11 protein-coding genes are annotated in these 16,007 nt (G+C 46.5%); 6 read left to right on the top strand and 5 right to left on the bottom strand.

Annotation, left to right across the window (positions count from 1 at the left end; translation table 11 throughout):
- Positions 1-102: 102 nt before the first annotated feature.
- Complete coding sequence (locus tag AYJ58_RS07335; RefSeq protein ID WP_106649593.1) at positions 103-687, top strand: hypothetical protein; 585 nt, start codon at positions 103-105, stop codon at positions 685-687.
- 87 nt (positions 688-774) lie between these two features.
- On the opposite strand, the gene AYJ58_RS07340 is transcribed toward AYJ58_RS07335, so the two are convergent.
- The 4 genes from AYJ58_RS07340 to AYJ58_RS07355 all read right to left on the bottom strand — a co-directional run bounded on the left by AYJ58_RS07340 (position 775) and on the right by AYJ58_RS07355 (position 5,949).
- Positions 775-2,097, bottom strand: coding sequence for an alpha/beta hydrolase (locus AYJ58_RS07340; RefSeq protein ID WP_106649594.1), 1,323 nt, complete (start codon positions 2,095-2,097; stop codon positions 775-777).
- Between the two features lie 217 nt (positions 2,098-2,314).
- Positions 2,315-2,707: a hypothetical protein gene (locus AYJ58_RS07345; protein WP_106649595.1), complete on the bottom strand. Its 393-nt coding sequence runs from the start codon at positions 2,705-2,707 to the stop codon at positions 2,315-2,317.
- Between the two features lie 219 nt (positions 2,708-2,926).
- Positions 2,927-4,411 (bottom strand): Re/Si-specific NAD(P)(+) transhydrogenase subunit beta, encoded by a 1,485-nt coding sequence (pntB, locus tag AYJ58_RS07350; RefSeq protein WP_106649596.1) that lies wholly within the window; start codon positions 4,409-4,411, stop codon positions 2,927-2,929.
- 11 nt (positions 4,412-4,422) lie between these two features.
- Complete coding sequence (locus AYJ58_RS07355) at positions 4,423-5,949, bottom strand: Re/Si-specific NAD(P)(+) transhydrogenase subunit alpha (protein WP_106649597.1); 1,527 nt, start codon at positions 5,947-5,949, stop codon at positions 4,423-4,425.
- Positions 5,950-6,367: 418 nt separating this feature from the next.
- Between AYJ58_RS07355 and AYJ58_RS07360 the strand changes: the two genes are divergently transcribed.
- From AYJ58_RS07360 to AYJ58_RS07385, 5 genes are all read left to right on the top strand, one after another.
- Complete coding sequence (locus AYJ58_RS07360; protein WP_106649598.1) at positions 6,368-8,167, top strand: assimilatory sulfite reductase (NADPH) flavoprotein subunit; 1,800 nt, start codon at positions 6,368-6,370, stop codon at positions 8,165-8,167.
- Between the two features lie 98 nt (positions 8,168-8,265).
- Entirely contained in the window at positions 8,266-9,963 is a 1,698-nt protein-coding gene (gene cysI, locus AYJ58_RS07365; protein WP_106649599.1) for an assimilatory sulfite reductase (NADPH) hemoprotein subunit, read from the top strand.
- Entirely contained in the window at positions 9,956-10,738 is a 783-nt protein-coding gene (locus tag AYJ58_RS07370; RefSeq protein WP_106649600.1) for a phosphoadenylyl-sulfate reductase, read from the top strand. Before cysI ends, AYJ58_RS07370 begins: the two co-directional genes overlap by 8 nt.
- 763 nt (positions 10,739-11,501) lie before the next feature.
- Positions 11,502-12,287: a monofunctional biosynthetic peptidoglycan transglycosylase gene (mtgA, locus tag AYJ58_RS07380; protein WP_106649602.1), complete on the top strand. Its 786-nt coding sequence runs from the start codon at positions 11,502-11,504 to the stop codon at positions 12,285-12,287.
- Between the two features lie 339 nt (positions 12,288-12,626).
- Positions 12,627-14,363, top strand: a complete 1,737-nt coding sequence (locus AYJ58_RS07385; RefSeq protein ID WP_106649603.1) for a hypothetical protein — start codon at positions 12,627-12,629, stop codon at positions 14,361-14,363.
- Positions 14,364-14,450: 87 nt separating this feature from the next.
- Here the strand turns inward: AYJ58_RS07385 and AYJ58_RS07390 are convergent, their stop codons facing one another.
- Positions 14,451-16,007: a S41 family peptidase gene (locus AYJ58_RS07390; protein ID WP_106649604.1), complete on the bottom strand. Its 1,557-nt coding sequence runs from the start codon at positions 16,005-16,007 to the stop codon at positions 14,451-14,453.

A 16,007-nucleotide genomic window follows, 5' to 3' on the forward strand; every position in this document is an offset into this window, starting at 1 on the left:
AAAATCGTGATTTTTACTGAGGAAACTCATTCTTTTGTCATGTAAGATAGGCCCTTTATTGCGTTATACCGCTTTTTACTCTTGATTTGACAGGATACACATATGGACATGAACCCTAGCCCTAATGCCGCCGATGCTCCCAAACGTAACATCAAGCTCGATAATACAGAGCTCATCAAAACCAGTTTTTGGGTGAGTCAGGTCTTTATGATCATTGCGACGGTTGTCGGGGTGTATTTGGCCGCGCAGGAAGGTTTATCGCAGGCGATTAAGTTCGATAACTTAAGTAATATGCAAAACAACTATCATCTGCGCCATGCGCTCTATGATGAAGTGAGTGATAACGTGGCCACTTTGAGCCGTTATGTCGACATGGTTGAAACGGTGAGCGGTAATAGCTTAGTGAAAATGCGCCCGCAAATGGGACTGTTTGTTTGGGATAATATGCGCTATTCAGCCAATGCCCTAGAGACGCCGAGTCATATCTTGTCCGATATTCGTCGTTTTTATTTAGAGTCTGAGCAGATCATCAGTAATATTGAAACCCGCCACTACAGTGTTTCCTACGGCAAGGGCCTGCTACAAAATTTACTGAGTAAGATCCAAGAAGATACCTTGCCGAAGCTTAAAACGAATTATGAAACCCTGTCAAAAGAGCTTAACGATAACGACATTGCTGTAGATTAATCCATTTATAAAGTCGATGTTGGCCTTAGCTAAGCACAGTTAAAGGGCACGTTTGCCCTTTAACTGTGCTTGAAGTATTTGCATGCGCTAAGGTGCCAGTTCCCACCATTCCCAACTTTCTAAACCTTGTGATTTCGCGAGGAAGAGTGCGCGTTGATGTGCTTTTAGAGCAGCATCTTTATTACCGAGTGCGGCATAGCTTAGGCTCATCTGTTGCTGCCAATCGGCGCTTAGCTCACCTTCTGTTTTTGCACTGAGTAATATTTGCTGCGCTTTATCAGCCTGTTGTTTATAAATAAAGACTTTCGCGAGCCCAATACATAATTCGGTATAAGATGCTGGTAATTGCTGTTTGGCATCTTTTAGGAGTTGATCAATTTGCTCTTCTTGTTTTGAAATAAACACATATTTAGCGAAGGTATAAGCCTGTAACCATTCGAGTTGAAATCCTGCCCAAGTTTGTTGTTTAGCGGCAAATAAATCGAATACATCGGCGTACTTTGGCAATTTCACTAGCTCATCAAGGTCGATAAAATACTGGGGTGAAAGAAAAGCTAGAGCATCCAATAGTGCAGGCATCGCTGTAGTGTAGTGGTTTTCATCCGGAAACTGTTGGAACTGCCAACGCCACTGTTGATTTGCAACTAACTCGCTTGCTATGGGGTTAATCGCATCGACCATCTCCACCACGCCCATACCTTGTTCGTTGGCTACAGATAAAAACAAGGGCGGCAGCTTAGATTTGTCCTGCTGTTTTTGTTTGAGATATTGAGTGAACAGGGCGTTGCTGCTGTAGTTGTCGAACCAAACGCTTGGGCTCATGGCAAGATAGGCGTTAAAGGGCGTATTCTGCTGCATCATGCTATACAAGGTGAATAAGCCCCCAAGAGAATATCCTGCCAAGGCATTGTTACCTGAAGTGCGAAATTGCTGATTGATTAAAGGAATGAGCTCCTGAGCTAAATAACTCTGCAACAAAGCTGCACCACCATATTCTGGATTATCCTCTGCCGCCCACGTGGTGCTTTTTATATAATCTGCTTGGCCTTGTAATGCAATTCCGACCACTATCATTGGTGGGATTTTACCGACGCGGGCGAGATTGTTGACCGCTGCTGATACGTGACGAAATTGAAAATCTCCATCGATGATATAGAGCACCGGATACTGACGTTGGGTCGCGTGATAGCGTTCAGGCAGCGCTACCATATAGCGACGTTCGGCGTTATATAGATTGGAGTTATGAGTAAAACTTTGACCGTAAACTAAGTTGCTTCTCTCGGATACTGGCATTGTGTGAGTCGGACTATTCTCAGCCTGAACTGGCGAGATAAGGAAAATGCACGCTAACAAGGCGATGCGATTAATCTGGTGTCTAAGGGCTAAATATAATCTCAGTTTGCAGTCCATTGAGGTGATCCTTGTGATTCTGAGGTGCCTATCGAGAATCTTCTACGTTATGGTTAGGGGATGTTTAGAGACTTGCAGGAAAATTATCTATTCCCTTGAATGGTTTTAACTGATCCAGCGTAAATAGAAAAGATAAGTCTGCGTGCACAGGCAGCATAAATTGTAAGTAAAATAGAACAGAGTGAACGGGTTAACTATGGTCTAAATGGCATTTAGGTCATTTAGCGCCTTTTCTAAGTTGCTGCGGGTAAGGCGTTTTTATTTTTTGTTGCAGTAGATAAATACCAATAGCCATAAAAGTTAATACGGCAGCAATAGTGGCGCTGATGATGTGGTGAAACACTAAGTGACTTATCAGAAATGTGGGCAAGTCTTCTAAGCTGTCGATAAGGAAAAGCTTAGTGATTAAGCCGATATAGACCAGAAGATGCAGAGCCGCAGCTGTGATGAAAAGGCGTCTAAATTTCCCAATCAGTTTGATATCCAAATTGAAATGAAACCAGCGACAAAACAGATACCCACTGAGGCCGATGGCAATCGATATCCAGCCAAGCCCGAGTAATGAGGTTTTGATTAATACGCCAGACAGGATAAACAGTCCAAGCAACATTCATTCTTTCCTTTAAATAGCGTTAGATTCTACTTCGCATTTTGACCTGCGAAAACGATGGGGATTGTGGGTATGTAAAGCCTCACATCCTATGGGCGCGGAGACTAGCTTAAAAGGCTTAAAGAAATGTGAAATGAAAAGGGAGCCTAAGCTCCCTTTTATCATTGAAACAGGGTGTTTCGCCTAAGCGATTGCCACTCTGCTGAAATTACATCAGACTCAAAGTGCTTTTAAAATCGCTTCGACACTGGCTTTTGCATCCCCAAACAGCATTTGCGTATTTTCTTTGAAGAACAGTGGGTTTTGCACGCCGGCATAACCCGTGTTCATCGAGCGCTTAAAGCCGATAACGTTTTGTGCTTTCCATACTTCGAGCACAGGCATGCCTGCGATTGGGCTACCTGGATCTTCCATTGCCGCAGGGTTAACCGTGTCGTTGGCACCAATGACGAGTACTACGTCGGTGTCGTTAAAGTCTTCGTTGATTTCGTCCATTTCCAGCACGATATCGTAGGGGACTTTCGCTTCCGCCAGCAGTACGTTCATATGGCCGGGTAGACGGCCTGCAACTGGGTGGATACCAAAACGGACTTTTACGCCGCGATCGCGCAGCTTTTGAGTGATTTCAGCCACTGGATATTGCGCCTGTGCCACTGCCATACCGTAACCTGGAGTGATAATGACAGAAGTCGCATTTTTCAGCATATCCGCCACATCTTCAGCGTTGGTTTCACGGTATTCGCCCATTTCTTCATCGGCAGTCGAGGCTACACCATCAGTGCCAAAGCCACCTGCGATAACCGAAATAAACGAGCGATTCATCGCCTTACACATAATGTAAGACAATATTGCACCCGATGAACCCACTAACGCGCCGACCACAATCAAGAGGTCGTTCGACAACATAAAGCCTGCCGCTGCCGCTGCCCAACCTGAGTAGGAGTTCAGCATAGACACCACCACTGGCATATCCGCGCCGCCAATGGATGCCACTAAATGCCAGCCAAAGGCGAAGGCAATCAAGGTCATCAACAGCAGTGCTGGCATAGTGCCGCCTGTCTGTACGAAGTATACCAACAGGGCTAAAGACACTAGCACTGCGACTAGGTTTAACTTGTGGCGATGTGGCAGCATCAAAGGTTTTGATGAAATCAGCCCACGTAACTTACAAAAGGCTACGATAGAACCTGTGAAGGTGACCGCACCGATGAAGATCCCGAGGAAGACTTCGACTAAGTGAATGTTAAGCATGGCGCCAGTGAGATGCTCTTTGCTGGCAGCTTTTGCTGCTTCACTTAGGGCATCATGCACTGCGGCGAGCGTCGTATTGATATCGCCACCGACAGCCACGACGACTTGCGATACTTCCTGTGGGTGCAAGTCGATAAAGCTGTTAAAGCCCACCAATACAGCGGCCATACCGACGAAGCTGTGCAAGATGGCAACCAGTTCAGGCATTTCAGTCATTTCGACTTTTAATGCTAAACGGATACCAATCGCGCCGCCAATCACCATGGCGATTAAGATCCACGCAATACCGTTAGTATCAGGGTTGAAAATGGTAGCCAGTAGGGCGATTGCCATACCTGCGATTCCGAATAAATTGCCGTGTTTTGCCGTCTCTTGCTTCGACAGTCCCGCGAGACTGAAGATGAAGAGAATGGCGGCAATAATGTAAGCTGCTGTTACCAGTCCTTGAGACACGTTAAACCCCCTTAATCCTTACGGAACATCTTCAGCATGCGCTGAGTGACGGTGAAGCCACCGAAGATGTTAATACTGGCGATCAGCACGGCGATAAACGCCAGTACAGTGACCAAAGTTGAACCCTGACCGATTTGCAACAGGGCGCCGACCACGATAATGCCCGAAATCGCGTTTGTGACTGACATCAAAGGCGTATGCAGTGAGTGGGACACGTTCCACACCACATAATAACCGACGACGCAGGACAGTAAGAATACCGTGAAATGCGACAGGAACTCTGGTGGTGCAACCGATGCCACGGCTGCAAATCCAGCAGCGCCTAAGGCGGCGAGCACGTACTTGAGCTTAGATGGCGCTTTCGGGGTGGTGTCTTTAGGCGCGATTTTTGCGGCAGGTTTTGCCGGCGCCGCAGAAACCGAAATCGGTGGTGGCGGGAAGGTCACTTCACCTTCTTTGAGCACAGTCATGTTGCGCATGACCACATCATCGAAATTGATGCTGGCTGTGCCGTCTTTTTCTTTACACATTAACTTCATCAGGTTGACTAAGTTAGTGCCGTAAAGCTGTGACGATTGTGCAGGCAAGCGACCGGGAAGGTCGGTATAACCAATCACTTTTACGCCGTTAGGAGTAACAAACAGCTCACCCGATTGCGTGTATTCGCAGTTACCACCCGTTGCAGCGGCTAAATCAACAATCACTGAGCCGCTCTTCATGCTATCGACCATAGCTTTGGTGATGAGCTTAGGCGCAGGACGACCCGGGATCAGCGCTGTGGTGATGATGATATCGACTTCTTTGGCTTGCTCAGCAAAAAGCGCCATTTCGGCGGCTATAAATTCATCCGACATGGTTTTAGCATAACCGTCCGATGAGCCACCTTCTTCGTTACCAAAATCCAGTTTAAGGAATTGGCCGCCCATAGACTCAATTTGCTCGGCCACTTCTAAGCGGGTATCGAAGGCGCGCACTATGGCGCCAAGCGAACCTGCAGTACCAATGGCAGCAAGACCTGCCACACCAGCACCAATCACTAGCACTTTAGCGGGCGGCACTTTACCGGCAGCGGTAATTTGACCGGTAAAGAAACGGCCAAATTGATGCGCGGCTTCAACCACGGCACGATAGCCGCCAATGTTGGCCATAGAGGAGAGGGCATCGAGTGACTGGGCACGGGAGATACGTGGCACCATGTCCATCGCCATCACGTTGATTTTGCGTTTAGCTAACTTCGCAACCAGCTCAGGGTTTTGTGCGGGCCAAATAAAGCTGACGACAGTTGCTCCGTCTTTGATTTGTTCGATTTCAGCGTCGTTTGGCGCATTGACCTTAAAAATCAGATCGGCTTGCCAAACATCAGTTGTCACTTTCGCGCCTGCAGCCTCAAAGGCTGCATCATCGAAGCTTGACAGTTGACCCGCATTGGCCTCAATAACAACTTCAAAGCCGAGTTTTTTAAGCTGCTCAACGGTGGCTGGGGTCGCGGCGACCCTAGTTTCACCGGCGAGACTTTCTCTCGGTATTCCAATCTGCATGACTACTCCCTGATGGTTTATTTAATCGTTGTGCCTGCTGTGCTTCCTTCATCGTACTCAACTGCACAATCTGTCATCGCCAGCATTTACTCGGCTGGTGATTCGAGCCAGTTGGGGCATTCAATCTAGGATGGACACTTTTGTTTTAAAAACAAACTATTCTGTGGGCAACAGAAATTACTGTTCGACAGGCTCATGACCATTGTGGCAATACTTTAGCTTGGCACAAGTGCATATTTCTCAAGCAGGCCGTTTCTGCACTGGTCGGATCAAAAACTTTTAACCAGTGCACACTTTTGTAGCTTAAATTTTGCACTTTGTATATTCCAAAATGGAATTAAAAATCCGATTTTATTCTTTTTTGCTTTTCTTAAACCGCGATAAGCTTGTGGACATTACACTGTCATAGGGCCGTCTCATGTTGTTAAAAGAACTTTCATCGCTGGCTTCGCCATTGTCTCAAGGACAAGTCGAGAAGCTAAAACAACTCACTTCTGAGTTAAGTGCTGTGCAACTGGCTTGGGTGAGTGGCTATCTTGCTGCCACCGCCAATGCTGGCCAATTAGCGCCTGCCGCAGAGGTGCAAGCGGCTCAAACCGTGACGATTCTCTATGGCAGCCAAACGGGTAATGGCCGTGGTGTCGCTAAAGCGCTCGCCGATAAGGCGCAGGCGCATGGTTATGCGGTCAATCTGGCTTCAATGGGCGAATACAATGTTCGCCAATTGAAGCAAGAAACTGTGCTCTTGCTGGTGGTCAGCACCCATGGTGAAGGTGAAGCGCCGGATGATGCGATTGAATTACATAAGTTTTTAGCCTCTAAACGCGCGCCTAAGTTAGACAATTTACATTACTCAGTGCTGGCATTGGGGGATTCAAGCTATGAATTTTTCTGCCAAACCGGTAAAGACTTCGATGCCCGCCTAGCGGCACTGGGTGCTAAATCACTGTTACCTTTAATTGAATGCGATGTGGACTATGAAGCTGCTGCGGGTCAGTGGCACGCCGATGTGTTAGAGGCCGTTAAGCCGCTGATCGAAACCTCGTCCGCCAGTGTGGTATCTATCGGCACCGCTAAAGCGATTGGCGAAAGCGAATTTACTAAGCAAAATCCCTATAGCGCTGAAGTGCTTGTGAGCCAAAAAATTACCGGTCGCGGTTCGGACCGAGACGTGCGCCATGTAGAAATTGACCTTGGCGAGTCAGGCCTAAGCTACCAAGCGGGTGATGCCCTCGGTGTGTGGTTTAGTAATAACGAAGTGTTAGTCGATGAAGTCTTAGCGGGTCTGTCATTGGCCGCCGATGAGTTAGTGACTCTAGGCACAGAATCCTTGACCCTTAAGCAAGCCTTGGTCGATAAGAAAGAGCTGACTCAGTTATACCCTGGATTAGTCAAAGCCTGGGCCGAACTGAGCGGCAGCGCTGAACTGCTGGCATTGAGCGAAGATAAAGAACAAGTACGTCAGTTTATCCTTAAGCATCAATTTGCCGATTTAGTCACTCAGTATCCGTTATCCAATGGTGCTGTGGCCTTAAGCGCGGCAAAACTACTTGAATTACTGCGTCCATTAACGCCAAGGCTTTATTCAATTGCCTCAAGCCAAAGCGAAGTCGAAACTGAAGTGCATTTAACCGTGGCGTTAGTGGAAGATGAGCGTCACGGCGCGGCCCGTTTTGGCGGCGCGTCACACTTCTTAGCCTCTGCGCAGGAAGGCACTCAGGTTAAGGTTTATGTTGAGCCTAATAAGCATTTCCGTTTACCTGAAAATCCAGAAACACCAGTGATCATGGTTGGCCCTGGCACAGGTGTTGCGCCGTTTCGTGCCTTTATGCAGGAGCGCGTAGCACAAGGGATTCAAAGCGATAGCTGGTTATTCTTCGGCAATCCTCACTTTGAGCAGGATTTCTTGTATCAAACTGAGTGGCAACAGTATTTGAAAAATGGCGATTTAAGCCGTATCGACGTGGCATTCTCGCGCGATCAAGCCCATAAAATATATGTGCAGCACCGTATTAAAGAGCAAGGCCAAGCCCTGTGGCAATGGTTGCAAAACGGTGCGCATCTGTACATTTGTGGTGATGCTGAACGTATGGCGAAAGATGTTCACCAAGCCTTGATTGAGGTGGCTGTCGAAGTCGGTGGTTTGAATACCGAAGCGGCTGAAGCCTATTTTGAAACCCTGCGCAGCGATAAGCGTTACCAAAAAGACGTGTATTAATCTCAACCGTTGCGCAGATAAGAAACGCATAAGAATAGCCAAAGCTGCACACGTGATGACCCGTGCAGTCAGCGAACCGAATTTAAGAGGCAGTTGCCATGAGTGAGCAAAAGTTAGCGTTAAACGAATACCTAAAGATCGACAGTGATTACCTGCGCGGGACCATCAAAGAAGGCTTAGATTCTGCGGTAACCGGCAGTTTCAGTGACGGCGATCAGCAGCTGATCAAATTCCACGGCTTCTATCAGCAGGATGACCGCGATTTACGTAACGAACGTAAAGAGCAAAAACTCGAACCTTTATACAGCTTTATGTTGCGTGCCCGTGTACCTGGCGGTATTTGTTCTCCGCAGCAATGGTTAGGTGTAGACAAAATTGCCTCGACGCTCACCAGCTCGAACAGCATTCGTTTGACGACCCGTCAAACCTTCCAATACCACGGTATTCCTAAGCGTAACTTGAAGACCATTATTCAAGACTTAGATCGTGAAGCGCTGGATTCGATTGCCGCTTGTGGTGACGTTAACCGTAACGTGATGTGTAATCCTAATCCGGTGGAATCGAAACTGCACGAGCAAGCCTATGCGGTGGCGAAACAACTGTCAGATCATCTGTTGCCCCATACGCGCGCCTACGCCGAAATTTGGTTAGATGAAGAAAAGTTACTTTCGACCGAAGATGAAACCGTTGAACCTGTATATGGCAAAACTTATCTGCCACGTAAGTTCAAAATGGCGGTTGCGGTGCCTCCCGATAACGATGTTGACGTTTACACTAACGATTTAGGCTTTATCGCCGTTGCTGAAAACGGTGAGTTGGTTGGCTTTAACTTAACCGCTGGCGGCGGCATGGGCTCGACCCATGGCGAGGTGGAGACTTTCCCACGTCTGGCTGACGACTTTGGTTTTATCAAAACTGAAGACGTGATGAAGTTTGCCGAAGCTGTCATGACAGTGCAACGCGACTGGGGTAATCGTGTTAACCGTAAACGTTCACGCCTTAAATACACTATCGTCGACCATGGCTATGAGCAGTTTAAAGCCGAAGTCGAACTGCGCGCTGGGGTGAAGTTTGAGCCTAAGCGTGATGTTGTGATTGGCGACCGCGGCGACCGTTATGGTTGGGTCGAAGGCGTTGACGGTAAATGGCATTTAACCTTATTTATCGAAAGCGGCCGCATTAAAGATTTACCGGGCCAAACCCTGCAAACGGGACTGCGTGAAATTGCTAAGATCCACAAAGGCGATTTCCGTATGACCTCGAATCAAAACATGATCATCGCAGGTGTGGCGGCAGAAGATAAAGCCACCATTGAAGGCTTAGCCCGCAAACACGGACTACTGGGCCAAGTGTTGACGCAAACCCGCGGTCATTCGATTGCCTGTGTGGCGTTGCCGACGTGTCCATTAGCAATGGCGGAAGCTGAGCGTTACTTCCCTGAGTTTATCGATCATATCGATGCGCTACAGGCAAAACACGGCATCAGTGAGCAAGCGATTGTGGTGCGGATGACAGGTTGTCCAAACGGTTGTGCACGCCCCTTTGCCGCTGAAATTGGCCTTGTGGGTAAAGCACCAGGTCGTTACAACTTGTACTTAGGCGCAAGCTTTGAAGGGACTCGTCTGAACAAGATGCACAGAGAAAATATCCAAGAGGCGGACATTCTCGCCGAATTGGATGCCTTGTTTGGCCGCTACGCCGTAGAGCGTGATGCAGGCGAAACCTTTGGTAACTTCACCGTCCGCGTGGGCGTTGTGAAGGCGGTTATTGATGCCGCTAAGGATTTTCATGGTTGATCTTGAGCAAAAAACCAGTGATACAGTGCCGACAGTGGTCAGCACGGCCGAGTTAACGGCGCTATTGAGTGCGACTAAGGCCGAGCAAACGATAGCGCTTGAGCGCATCAATCAGTTCTTAGCTGGATTGAGCGCACAAGAGCGAGTGTTGTGGGGCTTAACTTATTTGCCCGGTAATCATGCGCTGTCGTCAAGTTTTGGGATTCAAGCCGCTGTGATGCTGCATATGGTGAGTCAGGCACAGGCGAATATTCCGGTTATCCTCACGGATACAGGGTATTTGTTCCCTGAAACCTATCGGTTTATCGATGAGCTGACCGAGCGTTTGTCACTGAATGTAAAAGTGTATCAAGCAGTGATGACAGCTGCATGGCAAGAGGCGCGCTTTGGTCAGTTGTGGGAGCAAGGGTTAGACGGGTTAGAGCAATACAACCGTTTAAATAAAGTTGAGCCTATGCAACGTGCTTTGGCCGAGCTTGAGGTCGGTACTTGGTTTGCAGGGCTGAGGCGCAGCCAAGCCAGCACCCGTGAGGCGCTGCCGATACTGGCGATTCATGGCACTCGCTTTAAATTATTGCCGATTATCGAGTGGTCGAATAAAGATGTGCACCTCTATCTGACTCAATTTGACTTGCCGTACCACCCACTTTGGGACCAAGGCTATGTTTCTGTTGGTGATACCCATTCGAGTAAACCACTTGAATTAGGCATGACAGAGGAAGAAACGCGCTTTAATGGGCTGAAACGTGAGTGTGGTCTGCACTACGAAATTTAGTTTCCCCATTGAAGTTTAGTCATCTTATTGATTTAAAATATTAAACGCCTCAATTACCGTTGGGGCGTTTTTATTGCAGTTAGATAAGTCTTTGGTTGAATTTAATACTCTGGGGTGACGAGAAAGTGAAGCGATGTCATTTAAGCGTCATTTCAGTGAGATATATTGATATTCATAGAGTTAGTGTTGCTGGCTTTTTTCAAGAGTAAAAATGTTGTACATTTTTACTCACAGGGTTATGCACATTGGTTGAGCCTGAGCTATATTTTGAAGTTCCCGTAGATGGTTTTGAGGGGTTTTACTGTGAAATAGACATGACTTGTGTCTTTTTCGAGGTTAAGTGGTTGTATATCAGTATTTATGGGCTGAGTTTGCTGTGTATTGATATCATTCGACTGGATGCAGTGAAAGCGTTGAAAACCTGACTCGCAGCTGCGAGTAACAAGCTGTTTGATTGACTTGCTAGCCCTCGTTAATCAGCCATTGCAACCTCGGTCAGCTGTCGTCAAAGCTGCCGAGGTCAAGTCAAGTTAAGCCCTCGCCATATTCAATAGTGATTTGTTATTGTGGTTATTTCTCTGCCTATCTTTGATTATCGAGTAAGATATCCTTGGTATTTCTTCCATTGTCGTAGCATGATCGGCCCGCAACTTCCTTAGTGCTTTAAACGGTTTTCTAATAAGCCTTGGACGTTGTAAAGAATGCCTAATGGATTAGCTTAACTGGATATCAGAAACGAGAGTGCGCGGATGAGATGGTGTAAATGACGGCCCCTTTATATGCGATGCGAGATCATGTCAGGCGTCCTAGTGCCAATAAGTCGAATAGCCCTGTTCCTCAGAGACGTAAGCGTGGCTTTCGTCGTTTATTGTCTTGGCTATTCAAGGGATTAGTATGGGCATTCATTTGCTCAATCTTATTGGTTATTCTACTCAGATTCGTTAATCCACCCATGTGGACTTGGCGGATTGAACGCGCCTTATTTCCACCTGCACCTATGGGGGAAGTTATGCATCAGTGGCGCGATTTAGCGCACATTTCTCCTGAGTTACAATTGGCGGTGATCGCCGCTGAAGATCAACGTTTTGCCGAGCATACGGGATTTGATTTAGCCGCGATAAGTTCGGCGCTGAAATACAATCAGAAAGGCACTAAAGTTCGCGGAGCCAGTACCTTAAGTCAGCAGGCGGCGAAAAACCTGTTTATGTGGTCTAGCCGCAGTTTCTTTCGTAAGGGATTAGAAGCTTGGTTTACCTTAATGATGGAACTGACTTGGGATAAGTCGCGCATTCTTGAAGTGTATTTAAATATCGTCGAATTTGGCCCGGGTATTTACGGCGCCGAAGCGGCATCAAAGCATTATTTTGGCAAGTCTGCGGCAAAACTGACCCAATATGAAGCTTCATTACTTGCAGCTATCTTACCGAATCCTTGGCGCTATAAAGTGTCACCTCCGTCGTCCTATGTGCAGCAGCGTTCGGCGTGGATCCGCAAACAGATGCGCCAGTTAGGTGACGTCACGCTTAAAAAAGTCCACGAAGCGGGATGAAGGTCTGGCGTGTGAGTTTGGCCCAGATGCATTTATGAGTCATTGGGCACTTTGCTAATCGTCGACGACTTAAAGATCTTTTATTACTGAATTGAAATAAGATTGGAAACCTGTTGAATTAAGGTTAACGCTGATGCGTTTTAACGGTTTGACTCCCTATCCTGTTCGCTTCTGTATCGCTTTAATGTTAAATTATCGGGCAAAATTTATACCTTAGTTTTCTGGTTTTGCATTATCTGCGTAAGGGATATGTAAGAGCGGATAAATATTCAAATACCTAGGGATTACTTTAGGTATTGATTTCATAAAATTGAATGGTCATTAAATGGAGTTTCTTAAATGAAAAAGATTGTGATTGCCGCGGCAATTATTGCAGCTGGTGCGGGTGGTTATTGGTATACGCAGAATGGTGCTGGCTCTAGTGCCTCTGCAAATCCTTTGCTCGACTATGTGCCTGCTGATACGCCGATATTTTCGGGTCAGCTAAAACCCTTCCCGTTGAAAGCGTATTTACAGTCTATTTCTGGAAATTATCAGCAATATCCAAGTAACGCGCTTGCCGAATTTGGTGAGCTGGATAGCCCTATGGGTAAGTTCTTCGTCAGCATTTATCAGCAGTATATGGATGGCATTAAAGATCCAGCCTTACTGTTGAAAACCTTTGGTTTTCCTGATGAAATTAAACCATATTTCTATACTCTAGGTGCTTTGCCTGTATTCAAGATTGACGTCAATCAAGCGGATGCATTTTGGGCTGCATTAGATAAAGCCGAAAAAGACAGTGGTGTGACCCACGAAATGCGTAAAGTGGGTGATGTTGATTATCGCGCTTATGCATTATCGGATGAAGCTTCAACTGAAAAAACTGATCTGCTATTTGCCCAAAAAGATGGCATATTAACGATTACTTTCAGCACTTCTATTACCGAGCCTGAATTATTAGAAATGGCATTCGGTATTAAGAAGGCGCCGCAGTCATTAGCCGCTTCTGGCATATTGGACGATATTATTAAGACCCATGGTTTTAAAGATGACAGCATCAGCTTTATCAACCATGTGGAAATTGTAAAGGCGTTGACCTCAGCCGATAGCAATATGTTATCTAAGCAATTGACGAAGTTTTTTGCTAATGAAAGCGTCGGTGAAGATCCATTAGCGCAAATTAGAACACCTGAATGTCGCACCGAATTAACCGCCATTGCTGCTAATTGGCCGCGCACGGTTGCGGGTTTAACCGCGTTTTCTGTGACAGAAAAAGAAAGCCATATGGCGGCCTCATTTGTGGTTGAAACTAAGAATCAACCGATTCTTGCGGCCATGCAAAAGATGCGTGGCTTTATTCCTGCACATCTGGCGGATATCGACAGCACTATCTTCTCTATGGGCATAGGCTTAGATGTCAACGAAGTTTCACCTTCATTAACGGCTATTTGGGATGATCTGCAAAAGCCGCAATTGACCTGTGCGCCACTGGCCGAGTTGCAAGCTGAGTTGAGCCAACAGAGCCCAGCTATGCTTGGCATGTTCACGGGCATGGCGAACGGTGTGAAAGGCATGAGCGTTTCATTGCTCGACTTTAAAATGAGCACTCAAGACCAAGAGCCTAAGTTAGAAAGCTTAGATGCGTTAGTTAGCCTCAGCGCCGAAAACCCATCTATGTTGTTCAATATGGTGAAGCCTTTTGCACCTATGTTGGCCGAAGTGCAATTAGCTGATAACGGCGATGCCACTGATTTATCACCACTATTGATGTTGCCTCCTGAGTTAGGTGTTAAGCCTATGCTCGCGATTAAAGGTCAGCATTTAGTGGTGTATAGTGGTGACAAAGGTTTGGCTTTGGCGAACAAATTAGCGGGCGAGAAACTGTCTGCGAATGGCATGTATAGCTTATCTGCCGATTACGGCAAGATGTTCACTCCAATGCTGACGTTGTTAGAAATGAGCGGCGAGCCAATTCCTGAAGAAATGAAAATGCTTAAAGATTACAACATGCGAGTTCAAATGAGCTTCGATGTGAATAAGCAAGGTTTGGTTATAGGCTCAGTCGCCAATTCTAAAGCGACTGAAAAGAAATAATTCTAGAATCCATTCTTTAGCTAACTGATATCAGTTAACGAATCAATGTTTGAAATGAGCCAGCAGATTGCTGGCTCTTTTTTTGTGTCAATTCAGCTTAGCTTGCGCCAACTTAGTGGTTTGTGATGTTTGAATGAGCTGAGTTTTTGGCTTAGCGGAACGCACTAAACTCACTAATCCTTGCCATTGGATATCGCTGTTTTGCGGGAGCCAAATATCGGGCTCAGTCCCAGCACCTGACAAGAGTTTCCCCTGTGCATCATAGGTTAACGAACTACTGAATCTTATGTCTAACCCACTGTTTGGCAGTTTGAAATGGTACTGACGAGCAAAATCGCCCGAGGTTTTTTCACCAATCAAATTCGCCCTAGACCAAGATTTAGTGCGATAGGCAATCCACTCACATTCTTGGCGGCATTTGGGACTCACGAGCAGTGCTAAACGATTTCGCCCTTCAGGAGTCACCGAAGGTTTAGTGCGAACGTACCAAGGGCTGAATTTATCTTCATCGACTGGGGGTAAGTTGCGGGTGAGGGATTTTAGTCGTGGCGCACTGTATTCGAGCGCAGCTAAAGGCTTAAAGTTGAGTGGTTGTAGATAGTCATTTCTCAATTCTGGTGAGCGGCGATAGTGTGCAAATCCCATCACGTTTGGCGCTAAAGTGTTATTTAAATCAGTATCTTGATATCGCGATAACAGGGTTAATAGCTTTGGGCTAAAACCACTGGCATGACGTAAATCGATAATGAGTAATGGATGTGTCATGCCCTTTAGCAGTTCTTGCTGTAGATCTCTATCCAATTCAAAGGCGTACAGATCGCTGATCTTCAGTTTGACCGTAGTATTGTTAACTGTTTCTAATTGATTTGGAGTGTCTTGAAATTCGGTGCGCTCAAACTGAGATAACTGATTAATGAATTCAAAAACACTCATATCTTGTGTCTGATCTTCTTGATTATTTTCCACTAATTGAGTCTGCGGTTCGCGGCTTGGCAGGGCGAGAGTCACCTGCTGGGTTTGCAGATCATCATTAATCAGCGTAACGAGCACATAGGGCTTGATGCTGAGCCCTAAATCTTCACGTAATAGGTTAAGTTTTTTCAGCCAAGGTAACTGCATTTCTTGGCTCTGTTTTGCAGGTTCAGGTAAATAGGCTTGGCTGGCAGCTACCCATTTACTCATAGGTAAACCGTCGATATGAGTCACAAAGGGAAAGTCATTGTTGATTGGACTATTACTGCTATCTAAGGCTAACCACTGGTCGTTAAGTGGTCGTAAGGTTAACGGGAGTTCGCCGCTTTGATCGTTGAAGTCCTGTACTTGAGCGCCGGGATCTTTGAGGCTATTGAGTAGTTTAGTGATTTCAGCGGCAAAGCGGTCATTGGGAGTGATGTCTTGGTACTGCTCGACAATCAGGCTCGCCATATATTTGAGTTGCGGACTGGCTTTGTCGGGCGTTAACGCATAAAACGCCGAGTGTTGCTCGATTTGATCCAATAAGGCATAGAGATCTTGGCGTACCTCTTGCGCATTAAGCATAGGTGCGGTGTTATCTTTTGGCACAGCAAAAAACGCGAGCTTAAGTAAGCTCGCGAAAATAATGACACTGAGTAGCACGACTATGCTGCGGTAGCTAAAACTCAT

Origin of the sequence: Shewanella sp. Pdp11, assembly GCF_002838165.1 — a bacterium.
GTDB classification, from domain to species: Bacteria; Pseudomonadota; Gammaproteobacteria; order Enterobacterales; family Shewanellaceae; genus Shewanella; species Shewanella hafniensis.